The sequence below is a fragment of the Citrobacter sp. SX206 genome, from assembly GCF_024181025.1.
GTDB lineage: Bacteria > Pseudomonadota > Gammaproteobacteria > Enterobacterales > Enterobacteriaceae > Citrobacter > Citrobacter youngae.
Map to the genome: position 1 here is coordinate 4053043 of NZ_CP049738.1, position 15453 is coordinate 4068495.

Sequence of the window (15453 nt, forward strand, 5' to 3'; positions counted from 1 at the left end):
TTGATATAGCAAATGTGGTGAATTTCGCCATCGCATTGATACAAATAATAAATTTAGGGTGTTTTTATGAAGGAATTCGATGATTACTCGACCAAAGAACAGAAACAGCTGGCGATTTGTCAGCGCCTGATTACTGAAAAAAGCTACCTGTCCCAGGAAGCGCTTCGCCGCGATCTACAACAGCATGGTTTTACCGGGATTAGCCAGTCAACGGTATCTCGTCTGCTAAAGCTGCTCGGGGCGATAAAAATAAGAAATACAAAAGGGCAAAAAATTTATTCTGTAAATCCGCAATCGCGACCCGCGCCGGATGCTGCCCGATCGATTGCTGAAATGGTGGTCAGCGTGGAACACAATAGCGAGTTTATCCTCATTCATACTGCAGCAGGTTATGGCCGTGCCGTTGCCAGAATCCTCGATTACCACGCGTTACCAGAGATTCTGGGTGTCATCGCTGGCAGCAGTATTGTCTGGGTTGCGCCGCGAGTCGTGCAGCGAACGGGGCTGGTGCACAAGCAGATTAACTATCTATTTAAAATGAATTAAAATTCATAAGAACCGTTTGCGATGAATAAATCGTGCATTTTTCGCTTGATCCCATAACGGAGCTGAGTATAATCGCGGACAATTTGCCGGGAGGATGTATGGTTCAGTGTGTACGACATTTTGTCTTACCGCGTCTGAAAAAGGACGCTGGCCTGCCGTTTTTCTTTCCGTTGATCATCCATTCCGAGCCCCTCAATTGAGGGGCTTTTTTTTTGCCCAGGCGTCAGGAGATAAACATGGCTAACCCGCTCTATCAAAAACACATCATTTCCATAAACGACCTCAGCCGCGATGACCTCAATCTGGTCCTCGCGACGGCGGCGAAATTAAAAGCTAACCCACAGCCGGAGCTGTTAAAGCATAAGGTTATCGCCAGTTGCTTCTTTGAGGCGTCAACCCGCACCCGTTTATCCTTTGAAACCTCGATGCACCGCCTGGGCGCCAGCGTGGTAGGTTTCTCTGACAGCAGCAACACGTCGCTTGGCAAAAAAGGCGAAACGCTGGCCGACACCATTTCCGTCATCAGCACTTATGTCGACGCCATCGTGATGCGTCACCCGCAGGAAGGTGCTGCGCGTCTGGCTACGGAGTTCTCCGGTAACGTTCCGGTACTGAACGCAGGCGACGGCTCCAACCAACACCCGACCCAAACGCTGCTGGATCTGTTTACCATTCAGGAAACGCAGGGTCGCCTGGACAATCTGCACATCGCCATGGTGGGCGACCTGAAATATGGCCGCACCGTCCACTCCCTGACCCAGGCGCTGGCGAAGTTCGAAGGTAACCGCTTCTACTTTATCGCCCCGGACGCGCTGGCGATGCCGCAATACATTCTGGATATGCTGAATGAAAAAGGTATCGCCTGGAGCCTGCACGGCACCATCGAAGAAGTGATGGCGGAGGTCGATATTCTCTACATGACCCGCGTGCAGAAAGAACGTCTGGACCCGTCCGAATACGCCAATGTGAAAGCACAGTTTGTTCTGCGCGCCAGCGATCTGGCGGGAGCCAAAGAGAACATGAAGGTGCTGCATCCGCTGCCGCGCATCGATGAGATCACCACCGATGTCGATAAGACGCCGCACGCCTGGTATTTCCAGCAGGCTGGCAACGGCATCTTCGCCCGCCAGGCGTTACTGGCACTGGTACTGAATAGCGAACTGGCACTGTAAGGGAGAAAAAGAGATGACACACGATAACAAACTGCAGGTTGAAGCCATCAAACGTGGCACCGTGATTGACCATATCCCCGCACAGGTTGGTTTTAAGCTGCTGACGCTGTTCAAACTGACCGAAACCGACCAGCGCATCACTATCGGACTGAACCTGCCGTCTGGCGAGATGGGCCGTAAAGACCTGATTAAAATCGAAAATACCTTCCTGACCGACGAGCAGGTCAACCAGCTCTCCCTGTACGCTCCGCAGGCAACGGTAAACCGCATTGACGATTATGATGTGGTGGGTAAATCACGCCCCAGCCTGCCGGAGCGCATCGACAACGTGCTGGTGTGCCCGAACAGCAACTGTATCAGCCATGCTGAGCCGGTTTCCTCCAGTTTTGCAGTGAAAAAGCGCGCCGATGACATCGCACTCAAATGCAAATACTGTGAAAAAGAGTTTTCGCATTATGTGGTGCTGGCCAACTAATTAGGGTTGGTTATGAAATCCCGGCTCCCGTTACACATAAGCATTCGCAATGCATCGAGGCGGCAAGTCCGATTATCACTGGGAGCATAGTAAACTATGTGACCAGGGTAAGAGGACGTAGCCAACGAAGAGGCGGTGTGAAGGATGACGTGTATAATGGGCGGGAACATTCTACTACCGCTGTAAATTCAGGAGAAATCATGAGCAAGACTATCGCGACGGAAAATGCACCAGCAGCAATCGGCCCATACGTTCAGGGCGTTGACCTGGGTAGCATGGTAATCACTTCCGGTCAGATCCCGGTCGATCCGAAAACCGGTGCCGTAGCGGAAGACGTGTCCGCTCAGGCACGTCAGTCGCTGGAAAACGTAAAAGCTATCGTTGAAGCAGCAGGCCTGAAAGTGGGCGACATCGTAAAAACGACCGTTTTCGTCAAAGACCTGAACGATTTTGCCACCGTCAACGCCACCTACGAAGCGTTCTTCACCGAGCACAACGCCACCTTCCCGGCGCGTTCTTGCGTAGAAGTTGCCCGTCTGCCGAAAGACGTGAAAATCGAGATTGAAGCGATCGCCGTTCGTCGCTAAGTCTTATTAGAGAGCCCTGCTCTGGCAGGGTTCCTTAAGTATTGCAGCCTATAACTGAAAAAATCAATTCTCTTCCATTATTCTTTAAGGTGATGGTTTCATTTTCGATTATCCCCACACCCCAATTATATAATTCCATTTCCCCTTTTTGCTGTGATTCTATATTCTCTGAGAAACAGGTTTGTCCTAAAACCCAGTTCAACCTTGAACTATAAATATTAATTTTAAGATCATCATCACTATCATTCTTCATCTTTTCCAATGTATAAACTACCTTATTGTGAATTTTAAAACCAACAATATTGTTATATCTTTCAACTGAATTAATAGAAAAAATACAGATAAACATTATAATTAGTAAAAAAAATATTTTTATAGTAGCTCGTCTTATAAAAGTGTTCATTGGCCATGTCTCCATAAAAAAGAATAACCAGATGAACCAATGAGCGCTTTATTTTTTCCCTGACACTTAATTACCCCCCATTTCTCTGCGGCCAAGGATATATCATTTTCATGTGCAATTTTACGGTAAACGTACCGATAAGGCTGAAATGGATCGTGTAGAGGAGTGTTCATTTCCCTTACAATAATATTCCCAGACGATTTCTCCAAATAAACATATAAACCATGCCAGGATAAATTCTTTGCATAGTGGGTATTTGAATCATCGTTACGGCACCATTGTACAACCAGAAGATAGTGACTTTCACGTACTGGTAACCAGCAAACCGAAATAATATACAGCATATAACAAAAGGCACAAACTAAAGCGAAAGTAAGTATTTTTTCTATGTAAAATAAAGTGCCATGCTCAGTCATGCCATTTTACCTCTGACTCAATGGCACCAAAAATATTGTACTCTCTGGCCAGACACTCCTGATGAAACCTCCCCATAAAAGTATCATTCACAGGAACGATACTACCTAAACGAACTCCAGAATTTGCGACACTAACATTCCAGTTATACCTGTCAAAAAACTTAAACTGAAATGTCAAATTATAACTACATAGTCTACTACCATTGCTCATTGTATTTTTATACTTATCTTCGGTAATTTGCACTCGACCTTTTCCCCAGTATTGATAACCTCCTATAGCATAAAACAAGTCTGGATCGCTAGAAATAAAATCATCAGTATTAACATGCGCAGAAGTAAATTCATGCTGACCTGGCGGTAATGTTTTACAAAAACTCTTTGCTGCATCCAATAATTGCACATAATTATCCCTTAACTGGGCTGATTTTCCCATCATATCAGTTAAGTTAATATGTATGTCTTCACCCGTATTTTGCAAATAATGCAGTAAATTTTCTCGTGCAAAAGGATAGCGATACTTTAAATATAAGCTCCCATCAATCAATTGCTCCAGGTAATATTTATAATAATAAAATTGATCTGAAAAATGCCCCGCACTGCACCATTCACCACTTCCAACATCAATACTATATTCAGGTTCCTCTCTCCCCAATATATAAGCGTTCATAATGCCTCCTGAGAATAATTAACATGACAAGATGTTAACATTTATAATCTAGCGTATTCTGTTGGAAGACACTGGCAATGCCATAATTCAGAAAATATTTAGCTGCATTGTGTGAAACACAAAAAAAAAGGGGCATGGAAGCCCGGAATGAATTTAGGTAGGCCCGGTAAGCGTGAGCGCCACCGGGCATTTATCACATCACGCCAAACAATTTCGGCAGGAACAGTGAAATCGCCGGAATGTATGTCACGAGCATCAGCACCAGGAATAGCACGAGGTAGAACGGCAGCATCGCCTTTACCACCTGTTCTATTTTCTGCTTACTCACCGCACTGGCCACAAACAGCACCGACCCTACCGGTGGCGTAATAAGGCCGATCCCTAAGTTCACCAGCATGATCATGCCAAAATGGACTGGATCAATGCCGAGCGCGTTGGTCACTGGCAGCAGAACCGGCGTCAAAATCAGGATCAGCGGCGCCATATCCATCAGCGTACCGATCAGCAGCAGCATGATGTTAATGCACATCAGAATGACGTATTTGTTGTCCGAGATGCTGGTGAAAGCTTCAGTGATACGCATCGGCAACTGCATATAGGTCATAACGGCGCCGAACGCAGCGGCAAAGCCTATCAGGATCATGACGATCGTGACCGTTTTCACTGTGCGGAACATCAGCTTTGGCAGCTCAGACCATTTATAGTCACGATAGATAAACATGGTGACAAAGAAGGCCCAAAGGCAGGCAATCGCCGCAGACTCCGTCGCGGTAAAGATACCTGACAGGATACCGCCCATGATGATCACAACCGTCATCAGGCCCCACAGCGTATCGACGAAAATCTTCAGCGCCTGGCGAAACGGCACGCGTTCCCCTTTTGGGTAACCGCGTTTGTGCGCAAACGCCACACACATTACCATCAGACTGAAACTTAACAGCAGGCCCGGCAGGATCCCGGCGATGAATAGCGCGGCAATCGACACCGTGCCGCCGGTTGCCAGCGAGTAAATAACCGAGTTATGGCTGGGCGGTGTGAGGATCGCCTGCACCGAGCCGCTGGCAGTAACCGCCGCGGCAAAATCGCGCGGGTAGCCTTTTTTATCCATCTCCGGGATCATCACCGAACCAATGGATGCGGTATCAGCTACAGACGATCCAGAAATTGCGCCAAAAAAGGTCGATGCCACAATGTTTACCAGCGACAGCCCTCCGCGAATAAAGCCAACAAAAATATAGGCAAAGTTCACCAGCCGCCGCGCAATTCCCCCTTCGGCCATAATAGCCCCGGCCAGAATAAAGAACGGGATCGCCAGCAGCGAAAACTTATTCACCCCACTGGTCAGTTGGATCATCACCGCTTCCAGTGGGATATCAATGTACCAGGCCCCAATGATGGCGCTAATACCAACCGCGTACGCTACCGGTACCCCAATCGCCAGCATAATGCCGAGCGTAAAGACGAGAATAAATGCATCCATCTGCTTTCCTTTCTGAAATGGGGGCGGTAACTAGCTGGTCGAACCCAGCATGACAACGGGACGTTGGTACTGCGGACCACGGAAAATCTTTTCCGCGATAAACAGCAGCGTTATGGCAGAGCCAATCGGCAATGGGAGGTAGTTTTGCCCGGCGCTTAAAAGCGGGAATTCCGCCACGGGCTGGTCCCACAGTTCAAGACAGAGATTGGTTCCGTACCAGAGGATAAACAGGCTTATCGCCACCAGCATAACGTCTGCGATTATCGAGCAATAACGGCGGGAAGCATCACCCAGACGATCAGTCACCATGCTCACTGCGATATGCGAACCTGCGCGATAGCTCACCGCCGCACCAATAAAGGTGAATGTCACCATACAGAGAATGGCGACGGGCTCAGGCCATGACAGAGCGTTATTCAGAACATAACGCGCGAATATGCCAATAGGGATAATGGCGACCATGACTAATAATGCGATACCGGCAATCCACATTGATACCCGATAAAGAAAATCCATTACCGATGAATAGCATTCACCCATAATCATCACCTCGAATTAATCAAAAGATTCAGGCGGAGGGTTGATATCCTCCACCTGATGAATTACTTCACATCCTGAATCTGTTTGATCAAATCCTGGTGGTCTTTACCGTAATTATCCCGCACTGACTGCGTGGCTTTATAGAAATAGTCCGTATCAATATCGTGGAACTGAACGCCATTGGCTTTCATCGTCTCCAGCGATTTCGCATTATAATCCTGCCAAAGTTTGCGTTGCTCTACCTGGGCTTCTTTAGCGAGCTTAATAATGAGATCCTGGTCTTCTTTTTTCAACTTATCCCATTTAGCTTTCGAGAACAGAAAAAGCTCAGGAATAATAAAATGTTTGCTCCAGGTATAGTTTTTCACGACCGGCAAATAGTTATGCGCTACAAACGTTGGCGGATTATTCTCCGTACCATCAATAACGCCGGTCTGCATGCCGCTAAAGACTTCACTGACGCCCATGACAACGGAGTTAGCGCCCATCGCTTTTAAGGTATCCAGCGCTATCGGACTCCCTTGAACGCGGATTTTCATGCCGTGTAAATCTTCCGGTTTCACTACCGGATTTTTGGTGATCAGGTTGCGCGTTCCGGCATCCATCCAACCGAGGAACACCAGCCGCGATTTGGTGTTGGCCGTCAGGCGGTCGCCAATCTCCTGACCAATCATGCCGTCGAGAACCTTATGCAGATGGTCTTCATCACGGAAAATATATGGCAGGGTAAACACGTTAATTTCAGGGAGAATGGCGGCAACCGGCGTCATTGAAACGCGAATAATATCGATAGCGCCTAATTGCGCCTGTTCAATCATCTGTTTTTCGTCACCTAACACGCCACCGGGAAAGGTTTTAATCTCCAGACGACCGTCGGTGGCGGCACTCAGTTTTTCCCCCATATGTTTCACGGCAACAACGTTCGGGTAATCAGCCGGATGCACATCTGCGGCGCGAAAGGTTTGTGCCAGCGTTGCATGACTCGCCAGTAATACCGACGCGCCAATACACAGACTTAACAGGTTTTTTGTCAGTTTCATTTGTCCTTCTCCAGAAGTTCATAATATCCATTAACAGGAATAGCTTGCAGAGCAAATGACTGCCGGAATTAAAAATGGGCAGCGTGAAACTTTCTTAACGATGTTACCTGTGCAGACTAACTGGTGTAACAACTTATTTCGATGACTGTGTTCACAAAAAACCACAGATGCTCATTATTTTTAGCACACTGTTTCATTTTTGCAATGCAGATCGTTTTATTGATAAAAAAGCAACGCAAAGAAGGCAATTTGATACTAATTACCCGCGTGAGCATTTCAATAAAAATAAAACACCAATATTTCGAGGGAATATCTTTCGAATGAAAAAGAGAAATGCAGGATGGTATTAACGCCATCCTGCAGAAGAGAAGTTGAGGATTACTGCCAGCCGTAGCGGCGGCTATAAAAACCTTTCACAAGCTGGGTTAATGTCATGTAACCCGCCAGAATCGCAACCAGCCACGGGAAGTAGCTCAGCGGCAGCGCCTGCAATTGCAGATAGCTGGCCAGCGGTGAGAACGGCAACGCAATGCCCACCACCATTACCACCAGCGTCATCAGCATCAGCGGCCATGCGGCGCGGCTTTGGATGAACGGCACGCGACGGGTACGGATCATATGCACAATCAGCGTTTGCGACAGCAGACCCACCACAAACCAGCCAGACTGGAACAATGTCTGATGTTCAGGCGTATTGGCATGGAAGACGAACCACATCAGGCAGAAAGTCAGAATGTCAAAGATCGAGCTGATCGGTCCAAAGAAGATCATAAAGCGGCCCAACTCGGCGGGATTCCAGCGCTGCGGCTTTTTGATCTGCTCTTCGTCGACGTTATCAAACGGAATCGCCACCTGGGATACATCGTACAGCAGGTTCTGAATCAGTAAGTGCAGCGGCAACATCGGCAGGAACGGTAAAAAGGCGCTCGCCACCAGCACGCTAAACACATTACCGAAGTTAGAACTGGCCGTCATTTTAATGTACTTCAGCATGTTAGAAAAAGTACGGCGTCCTTCGATCACCCCTTCTTCCAGCACCATCAGGCTCTTTTCCAGCAGAATGATATCTGCCGCTTCACGGGCAATATCAACCGCACCATCAACGGAGATACCAATGTCCGCCGCGCGCAGCGCCGGGGCGTCGTTAATGCCATCGCCCATAAAGCCGACCACATGACCTTCACGCTTGAGCAGTGTGACAATGCGCTCTTTGTGCATTGGCGTCAGGCGGGCAAACAACGTGGTGCGCTGGGCAAGTCGGGCCAGCTCGTCGTCGCTTAACCCTTCAATGCTGCTGCCGATAACCACATCACCTGCATCCAGACCCACTTCATGACACACTTTCGCCGCAACCAGTTCGCTGTCACCGGTGAGAATTTTCACCGTAATACCGCTGGCTTTCAGCGCTTTCAGCGCCGGGGCGGTCGTTTCTTTCGGCGGATCGAGGAACGCGATATACCCTTCGAGGATCAGATCGGATTCATCAATACGCTGATAGTCCCCTTCACGCGCAGGCAGGTATTTGGTTGCCACCGCCACCACACGCAACCCCTGACGATTCAGCGTATCGGTAACGCGTTTCACCCGACGCAGCATGTTGTCATCTAACGGGACAATCTCACCGTTATGGCGCACCTGGGTGCAAACGCTGAGGATCTCCTGCAGCGCGCCTTTACATACCAGTTGGTGCACATCGGTTTCTTCAGCGACCACCACCGACATGCGGCGGCGTTCGAAATCAAACGGGATCTCATCGATTTTTTGCCAACGGGTAGAGAGCCGGCGGGCGGATTCTTCGTCCACGCCTTCCAGCACTGCCGTATCCAGCAGATTCTTCAGCCCGGTCTGATAGTGGCTGTTCAGCCACGCGGAATGCAGGACATGTTCGCTGGGCTTGCCGGAGATATCGGTATGATTCTCCAGCACTATTTTATCTTGTGTCAGCGTGCCGGTTTTATCGGTACACAGAATATCCATCGCGCCAAAGTTCTGGATAGCGTCGAGGTGTTTGACGATGACCTTCTGTTTTGACAGCTTCACCGCCCCACGCGCCAGCGTCGAGGTGACGATCATCGGCAGCATTTCTGGAGTAAGTCCCACCGCCACAGACAGGGCAAACAGCGCCGCTTCCCACCAGTCACCTTTGGTGTAGCCATTGATGATAAGCACGATGGGCGCCATCACCAGCATAAAGCGGATCAGCAGCATGCTGACGCGGCTGATCCCTTTCTGGAAGGCATTCTGCTCGCTTTCCTGCTCGCTGACGCGGCCCGCCAGTTGCCCGAACCAGGTATTGGCCCCGGTCGCAATCACGATGGCCTGCGCCGTGCCGCTCACCACATTGGTGCCCATAAAGCACAGGGTATCGCATTCCAGCGGGTTGCTTTGCTGCGGGTCGCGGCTGGTTGCAACTTTCTCCACCGGCAACGATTCGCCGGTCAGTGAAGCCTGGGCCACGAACAGATCGCGCGCCTGCACCACGCGCAGATCGGCTGGGATCATATCCCCTGCTGCCAGCTTAATAATATCGCCAGGCACCAACTGGTCGATCGGCAGTTCAACCCAGCCGTTCTCCCCTTTCTCGTTGATGACGCGCAGCACCGTAGCAGTGTTGCTGACCATCGCTTTCAACGCATCCGCCGCTTTGGTGGAACGCGCCTCCTGGACAAAATTCAGCAGCGTGGAGATGACAACCATCAAGGCGATAACGCCCGCGGCAAACAGATCCTCGGTGGCATAAGAAATGCCGCCTAAAATAGTCAGCAGAATATTAAACGGGTTGCGGTAGCAGACCCACAGGTGTACCCACCATGGCGACGGCTTCTGCGCCGGTAGCTGGTTCTCGCCATGTAACTCGCGAGCGTTTTCCACTTCTGCGGCGTTCAATCCTTCCGGGTGCGCGCCAAACGTTTTCCACAGCGCTTCTTCGTCCATCAGCGCCATTTTCAGGCAATGTTCGCTCAGCGAAGGCGGGATCGGCGTGCTGGCGACGGTCTGCGCATTGGGTAGCGGATCGCGATGCACCAGACGATGCGGTAAATGGCGGTTTAGCCGGGCAAACAGCTGGCGAGTAATATTTTTGAACATAGGCAGTCCCTCTGCACCAGTATAAGCGGGCGCAGTAAATCCTTCAGGCGTGGCAAAGCCTTGCCTGGTGGCAATTTTAAAATCACAACAGGGACGTCAGAACGTCACTGTCTTACAGCTCCGGTAAGACAGTGAAAACAGGCTTACCGGAGAGGGGGGTTCTCCATTTAGGGAGAGGGGTGGGATCGGGATCCATATAGCCTCCGGTAAGTGAATGATAAGCGCTGCGGATTATACGCAGAAAACCATAAGGTTTGTGACAATTATGGCGGTATGATACAGCATGGAAACTAAACCAAACGTATACACATCGCCTGAAGGGTGAACGGTTTAAAGCAGACTTTCCCCATTGCACTCCACATGGGTAAAGTTACTCTCTTTGATATAACTGAAAAAGTGCGCAACGGGAAAACAGGATGCAAAATCGGCTGACTATTAAAGACATCGCCCGCTTAAGCGGTGTGGGGAAATCAACGGTTTCCCGTGTGCTCAACAACGAAAGCGGCGTTAGCGAACGCACCCGTGAACGTGTTGAAGCAGTGATGAATCAGCACGGTTTCTCCCCTTCCCGCTCCGCACGTGCCATGCGTGGGCAAAGCGACAAAGTCGTGGCGGTTATCGTCACGCGTCTGGACTCACTTTCGGAAAATCTCGCCGTGCAGACCATGCTACCCGCCTTTTATGAGCAGGGTTATGATCCGATTATGATGGAAAGCCAGTTCTCACCTGAACTGGTAGAAGAACATCTGGGAATGCTCAAACGTCGCAACATTGATGGCGTCGTGTTGTTTGGTTTTACCGGCGTAACGGAAACCATGCTCACCTCCTGGCAGGACTCTCTGGTTCTGCTGGCCAGGGATGCCAAAGGCTTTGCCTCCGTCTGTTATGACGACGAAGGCGCCATTCATACCCTGATGCAGCGTCTGTACGATCGCGAACATCGTCATATCAGTTTCCTTGGCGTCCCCCATAGCGACGTGACCACCGGTAAACGCCGTCATGAGGCCTACCTGACCTTCTGCAAGAAACATAAGCTGCATCCTGTCGCTGCTCTGCCTGGTCTGGCCATGAAACAGGGCTATGAGCATGCCGCCGATGTCATTACGCCGGAAACAACTGCGTTAGTCTGTGCGACGGACACGCTTGCCCTTGGCGTCAGCAAATATCTGCAGGAACAGCGAATCGACAACCTGCAACTGGCAAGCGTCGGTAATACGCCGCTGATGAAATTCCTCCATCCGGAGATCATCACCGTCGATCCCGGCTATGCTGAAGCCGGACGGCAAGCGGCCTCGCAGCTGATCGAACAGATCAACGGCCGCAGCGAACTGCGGCAAATCGTCATCCCCGCCACCCTCTCCTGATCGCTTTCTGAGCACTAATTTGTGATCTTCACTGCGTTTCGGGAACGTTCCCATTTTTAAATATTCACCGACGATATACTCTGGCACCAACAACGAGACAGCTGCCGGATGACGTCGCGAAAGCGTCTAATCCGACCTACGGGGAACACACGTCATCATGAGAAAAGTAAAACAAGCAGACATCGACCGGCTGATTGAGCTGGTAGGCGGGCGCGACAATATCGCCACGGTGAGTCACTGCATTACGCGCCTGCGTTTTGTGTTGAATCAACCCGCGAATGCCAGACCCAAAGAGATCGAACAGCTACCGATGGTCAAAGGCTGCTTCACCAACGCCGGGCAGTTTCAGGTAGTGATTGGCACCGAGGTGGGCGATTACTACAAAGCGCTGCTGGCGACAACCGGACAGGCCAGCGCCGACAAAGAGCAGGCGAAAAAAGCGGCGCGGCAGAATATGAAATGGCACGAACAGCTGATTTCTCATTTTGCGGAGATCTTCTTCCCGTTGCTGCCCGCGCTAATTAGCGGCGGTTTGATCTTAGGTTTCCGTAACGTAATCGGCGATCTGCCCATGAGCAACGGCCAGACGCTGGCGCAGATGCATCCTTCGCTGAAAACCCTTTACGACTTCCTGTGGCTGATTGGCGAGGCGATCTTCTTCTATCTGCCGGTCGGGATCTGCTGGTCGGCAGTGAAAAAAATGGGCGGTACGCCGATCCTCGGTATTGTGCTGGGCGTAACCCTGGTTTCACCGCAACTGATGAACGCCTATTTGCTCGGTCAGCAAGTGCCGGAGGTGTGGAACTTCGGTCTGTTCAGCATTGAGAAAGTGGGCTACCAGGCGCAGGTTATTCCGGCGTTGCTGGCCGGGCTGGCGCTCGGGTTTATTGAAACGCGCATGAAGCGCATCGTGCCGGATTATCTGTATCTGGTGATCGTCCCGGTGTGCTCGCTGATCCTTGCGGTATTCCTTGCGCACGCCTTTATCGGTCCGTTTGGCCGCATGATCGGCGATGGTGTCGCGTTTGCGGTCCGTCATCTGCTGACCGGTAGTTTTGCCCCGATCGGCGCGGCGTTGTTCGGCTTCCTGTACGCCCCGCTGGTGATCACCGGCGTGCATCAGACTACGCTTGCCATCGACATGCAGATGATTCAGAGCATGGGCGGCACGCCGGTATGGCCGCTGATCGCGCTGTCGAATATCGCTCAGGCCTCTGCGGTGGTGGGCATCATTATCTCCAGTCGCAAACACAACGAACGTGAAATCTCAGTCCCTGCAGCCATCTCCGCGTATCTCGGGGTCACTGAACCGGCAATGTACGGCATCAACCTGAAATACCGCTTCCCGATGCTGTGCGCGATGATCGGCTCCGGTCTCGCCGGACTGCTGTGCGGCCTGAACGGAGTGCTGGCAAACGGGATTGGCGTCGGCGGTTTGCCGGGCATCCTCTCCATCCAGCCGACCTACTGGCAGGTATTTGGCATGGCGATGGTCATTGCGATTGTTATCCCAATGATACTGACCTCATTTGTTTACCAGCGTAAATACCGTCTGGGCACATTACAAATTATCTAACTTTTCTTCGGGGCGCAGTTGCGCCCCAGCGTATTTCCAGGAAACAACCATGACTATTCCACACTGGTGGCAAAACGGCGTTATCTATCAGGTTTACCCCAAGAGTTTTCAGGACACCACCGGCAGCGGCACCGGCGATTTACGCGGCGTGACCCAGCGTCTCGACTATCTGCAAAAGCTGGGTGTCGATGCCATCTGGCTGACGCCGTTCTATATTTCGCCGCAGGTTGATAACGGCTACGACGTCGCGGATTACCTGTCTGTCGATCCGGCCTACGGTACGCTGGAAGATTTTGACGAACTGGTGGCGCAGGCGAAAGCGCGCGGTATCCGTATTATTCTCGATATGGTGTTTAACCACACCTCAACCCAGCATGCGTGGTTTCGTGAGGCGCTGGATAAAGACAGCCCGTATCGCCAGTTTTATCTCTGGCGTGACGGTACGCCAGACAGTACACCGAACAACTGGCGTTCCAAATTTGGCGGCAGCGCCTGGGGCTGGCACGCCGCAAGCGAGCAGTATTATCTGCACCTCTTTGCTCCTGAACAGGCAGACCTGAACTGGGAGAACCCGGCGGTACGCGCCGAGCTGAAAAAAGTGTGCGAATTCTGGGCCGATCGCGGCGTGGACGGATTGCGCCTCGACGTGGTGAATCTTATCTCTAAAGATCAGAGCTTCCCGAACGATCCCGACGGCGATGGACGCCGTTTTTATACCGATGGCCCGCGCGCGCATGCGTTTTTACGCGAGATGAACCGCGACGTCTTCACGCCACGCGGCCTGATGACGGTGGGCGAGATGTCTTCCACCACACTGGAAAACTGCCAGCAGTACGCCGCGCTCGATGGCAGCGAACTGTCGATGACCTTTAACTTTCACCACCTGAAAGTGGATTACCCCAACGGTGAGAAGTGGACGTTAGCCAAACCCGACTATGTGGCGCTGAAAACTCTGTTCCGCCACTGGCAGCAGGGCATGCACAATCAGGCCTGGAACGCGCTGTTCTGGTGTAACCACGATCAGCCGCGCATCGTGTCGCGTTTTGGCGACGAAGGTAATTACCGCGTGCCGGCCGCTAAAATGCTGGCGATGGTGCTGCACGGCATGCAGGGCACGCCCTATATCTACCAGGGTGAAGAGATCGGCATGACCAATCCGCACTTCAGCCAGATTACCGATTATCGCGATGTGGAAAGCCATAACATGTTTGCCGAACTGAACGGTCAGGGGCGAGATGCCAACGAATTGCTGGCGATCCTCGCCAGTAAATCCCGCGATAACAGCCGCACGCCGATGCAGTGGGATGCCAGCCAACACGCGGGCTTTACCGAGGGCGAGCCATGGATCAATCTGTGTGACAACGCGGCGGAGATCAACGTGGCGGCAGCGCTGAGCGATGCCGACTCGGTGTTCTACACCTATCAGAAACTGATCGCACTGCGCAAAACGGAGCCGGTGATCACCTGGGGCGACTATCAGGATCTGTTACCGGACAGCCCGCATCTGTGGTGCTATCAGCGCGAGTGGCAAGGGCAGCGACTGCTGGTCATTGCCAATCTGAGCGATACCTTCCAACGCTGGCAGCCGCCCCATACCGGGGGAAACTGGCAGGTGCTGATGCACAACTATGCCGAGGTCGCCAGCCAACCCGCAGACATGACGCTACGTCCTTTCGAAGCCGTCTGGTGGGTGCAAAAATAGCTTGCAATTGGTTTTGAGCCCGGTACGTATAGCGCTATCGGGCTTCAATGCTGACACTGCATTTACCTTCCTGTTTTTGTTGAATAATTAATCAGATTTTTCTTGCCACAATTTACAATCGCTGTACTGCCCGTCATCTGTACGCTCCGATTTTTACTTTGCGCTACATCAAATAAATCGTAAACATCCTTGATGCAAATCACTACATATAGAACTTAAAATGCACGCCGACCCAATATGTTGTATTAATCGACTACAATTGCTACAACTACAGTGCACCGCTTTACGGTGGAATTGTGGATAAAGTGGGTCAGGATTGCGGGAAGTCATTGGCAATAGAGATGAATAAAGCCATGGCCGCTTCCCCAACCTCTGTGGATAACCTGTTCTTATAAATA

Annotated in this window: 16 protein-coding genes; 8 read left to right on the forward strand and 8 right to left on the reverse strand. The window is 51.1% G+C overall.

Annotated elements, in window-relative coordinates:
- Nucleotides 1–66 precede the first annotated feature (66 nt).
- On the forward strand, nt 67–546 hold the full coding sequence (locus G8S19_RS19580) for an arginine repressor (protein ID WP_043018242.1): 480 nt from the start codon (nt 67–69) through the stop codon (nt 544–546).
- Here the strand turns inward: G8S19_RS19580 and G8S19_RS19585 are convergent.
- Nucleotides 543–665: a hypothetical protein gene (locus tag G8S19_RS19585; protein ID WP_086523826.1), complete on the reverse strand. Its 123-nt coding sequence runs from the start codon at nt 663–665 to the stop codon at nt 543–545. The two genes, G8S19_RS19580 and G8S19_RS19585, sit on opposite strands and share 4 nt — an antisense overlap.
- Between G8S19_RS19585 and pyrL the strand changes: the two genes are divergently transcribed.
- From pyrL to ridA, 4 genes are all read left to right on the forward strand, one after another.
- Complete coding sequence (gene pyrL, locus G8S19_RS19590; RefSeq protein ID WP_016155570.1) at nt 645–746, forward strand: pyr operon leader peptide; 102 nt, start codon at nt 645–647, stop codon at nt 744–746. The genes G8S19_RS19585 and pyrL overlap by 21 nt on opposite strands.
- 36 nt (nt 747–782) lie before the next feature.
- A complete protein-coding gene (gene pyrB / locus G8S19_RS19595) occupies nt 783–1718 on the forward strand; it encodes an aspartate carbamoyltransferase (protein WP_061067131.1) in 936 nt (311 codons plus the stop codon).
- A gap of 13 nt (nt 1719–1731) precedes the next feature.
- Nucleotides 1732–2193 (forward strand): aspartate carbamoyltransferase regulatory subunit, encoded by a 462-nt coding sequence (gene pyrI, locus G8S19_RS19600; protein WP_003025816.1) that lies wholly within the window; start codon nt 1732–1734, stop codon nt 2191–2193.
- Nucleotides 2194–2393: 200 nt separating this feature from the next.
- Nucleotides 2394–2780 carry a 2-iminobutanoate/2-iminopropanoate deaminase gene (gene ridA, locus G8S19_RS19605; protein ID WP_000047544.1) on the forward strand — a complete coding sequence of 129 codons (387 nt, stop codon included), beginning with the start codon at nt 2394–2396 and terminating at the stop codon, nt 2778–2780.
- A 34-nt stretch (nt 2781–2814) separates the two neighbouring features.
- On the opposite strand, the gene G8S19_RS19610 is transcribed toward ridA, so the two are convergent.
- The 7 genes from G8S19_RS19610 to mgtA all read right to left on the reverse strand — a co-directional run bounded on the left by G8S19_RS19610 (nt 2815) and on the right by mgtA (nt 10413).
- Entirely contained in the window at nt 2815–3183 is a 369-nt protein-coding gene (locus tag G8S19_RS19610) for a hypothetical protein (protein WP_124020774.1), read from the reverse strand.
- Complete coding sequence (locus tag G8S19_RS19615; protein ID WP_253685766.1) at nt 3180–3599, reverse strand: hypothetical protein; 420 nt, start codon at nt 3597–3599, stop codon at nt 3180–3182. The genes G8S19_RS19610 and G8S19_RS19615 overlap by 4 nt, the downstream gene beginning before the upstream one ends.
- On the reverse strand, nt 3592–4266 hold the full coding sequence (locus tag G8S19_RS19620) for a hypothetical protein (protein WP_232034658.1): 675 nt from the start codon (nt 4264–4266) through the stop codon (nt 3592–3594). The genes G8S19_RS19615 and G8S19_RS19620 overlap by 8 nt, the downstream gene beginning before the upstream one ends.
- A 193-nt stretch (nt 4267–4459) precedes the next feature.
- Nucleotides 4460–5746, reverse strand: coding sequence for a TRAP transporter large permease (locus tag G8S19_RS19625; protein ID WP_003839607.1), 1287 nt, complete (start codon nt 5744–5746; stop codon nt 4460–4462).
- Nucleotides 5747–5776: 30 nt separating this feature from the next.
- Nucleotides 5777–6286 carry a TRAP transporter small permease gene (locus G8S19_RS19630; protein WP_048212838.1) on the reverse strand — a complete coding sequence of 170 codons (510 nt, stop codon included), beginning with the start codon at nt 6284–6286 and terminating at the stop codon, nt 5777–5779.
- 62 nt (nt 6287–6348) lie between these two features.
- Nucleotides 6349–7326: a TRAP transporter substrate-binding protein gene (locus G8S19_RS19635; protein ID WP_124020776.1), complete on the reverse strand. Its 978-nt coding sequence runs from the start codon at nt 7324–7326 to the stop codon at nt 6349–6351.
- Nucleotides 7327–7704: 378 nt separating this feature from the next.
- Nucleotides 7705–10413 carry a magnesium-translocating P-type ATPase gene (gene mgtA / locus G8S19_RS19640; protein WP_048212840.1) on the reverse strand — a complete coding sequence of 903 codons (2709 nt, stop codon included), beginning with the start codon at nt 10411–10413 and terminating at the stop codon, nt 7705–7707.
- 416 nt (nt 10414–10829) lie between these two features.
- Between mgtA and treR the strand changes: the two genes are divergently transcribed.
- From treR to treC, 3 genes are all read left to right on the forward strand, one after another.
- Nucleotides 10830–11777 carry a trehalose operon repressor TreR gene (treR, locus tag G8S19_RS19645; RefSeq protein ID WP_253685768.1) on the forward strand — a complete coding sequence of 316 codons (948 nt, stop codon included), beginning with the start codon at nt 10830–10832 and terminating at the stop codon, nt 11775–11777.
- A gap of 157 nt (nt 11778–11934) precedes the next feature.
- Nucleotides 11935–13353, forward strand: coding sequence for a PTS trehalose transporter subunit IIBC (treB, locus tag G8S19_RS19650; RefSeq protein ID WP_253685770.1), 1419 nt, complete (start codon nt 11935–11937; stop codon nt 13351–13353).
- A 49-nt stretch (nt 13354–13402) separates the two neighbouring features.
- Nucleotides 13403–15055: an alpha,alpha-phosphotrehalase gene (treC, locus tag G8S19_RS19655; protein ID WP_253685772.1), complete on the forward strand. Its 1653-nt coding sequence runs from the start codon at nt 13403–13405 to the stop codon at nt 15053–15055.
- Nucleotides 15056–15453 lie beyond the last annotated feature (398 nt).

Bases quoted from the DNA above. Each gene is read 5' to 3' on its own strand.
- G8S19_RS19580 (WP_043018242.1), top strand. From the start codon at position 67: ATGAAGGAATTCGATGATTACTCGACCAAAGAACAGAAACAGCTGGCG.
- pyrL (WP_016155570.1), top strand. From the start codon at position 645: ATGGTTCAGTGTGTACGACATTTTGTCTTACCGCGTCTGAAAAAGGAC.
- G8S19_RS19585 (WP_086523826.1), bottom strand. From the start codon at position 665: ATGTCGTACACACTGAACCATACATCCTCCCGGCAAATTGTCCGCGAT.
- pyrB (WP_061067131.1), top strand. From the start codon at position 783: ATGGCTAACCCGCTCTATCAAAAACACATCATTTCCATAAACGACCTC.
- pyrI (WP_003025816.1), top strand. From the start codon at position 1,732: ATGACACACGATAACAAACTGCAGGTTGAAGCCATCAAACGTGGCACC.
- ridA (WP_000047544.1), top strand. From the start codon at position 2,394: ATGAGCAAGACTATCGCGACGGAAAATGCACCAGCAGCAATCGGCCCA.
- G8S19_RS19610 (WP_124020774.1), bottom strand. From the start codon at position 3,183: ATGAACACTTTTATAAGACGAGCTACTATAAAAATATTTTTTTTACTA.
- G8S19_RS19615 (WP_253685766.1), bottom strand. From the start codon at position 3,599: ATGACTGAGCATGGCACTTTATTTTACATAGAAAAAATACTTACTTTC.
- G8S19_RS19620 (WP_232034658.1), bottom strand. From the start codon at position 4,266: ATGAACGCTTATATATTGGGGAGAGAGGAACCTGAATATAGTATTGAT.
- G8S19_RS19625 (WP_003839607.1), bottom strand. From the start codon at position 5,746: ATGGATGCATTTATTCTCGTCTTTACGCTCGGCATTATGCTGGCGATT.
- G8S19_RS19630 (WP_048212838.1), bottom strand. From the start codon at position 6,286: ATGGGTGAATGCTATTCATCGGTAATGGATTTTCTTTATCGGGTATCA.
- G8S19_RS19635 (WP_124020776.1), bottom strand. From the start codon at position 7,326: ATGAAACTGACAAAAAACCTGTTAAGTCTGTGTATTGGCGCGTCGGTA.
- mgtA (WP_048212840.1), bottom strand. From the start codon at position 10,413: ATGTTCAAAAATATTACTCGCCAGCTGTTTGCCCGGCTAAACCGCCAT.
- treR (WP_253685768.1), top strand. From the start codon at position 10,830: ATGCAAAATCGGCTGACTATTAAAGACATCGCCCGCTTAAGCGGTGTG.
- treB (WP_253685770.1), top strand. From the start codon at position 11,935: ATGAGAAAAGTAAAACAAGCAGACATCGACCGGCTGATTGAGCTGGTA.
- treC (WP_253685772.1), top strand. From the start codon at position 13,403: ATGACTATTCCACACTGGTGGCAAAACGGCGTTATCTATCAGGTTTAC.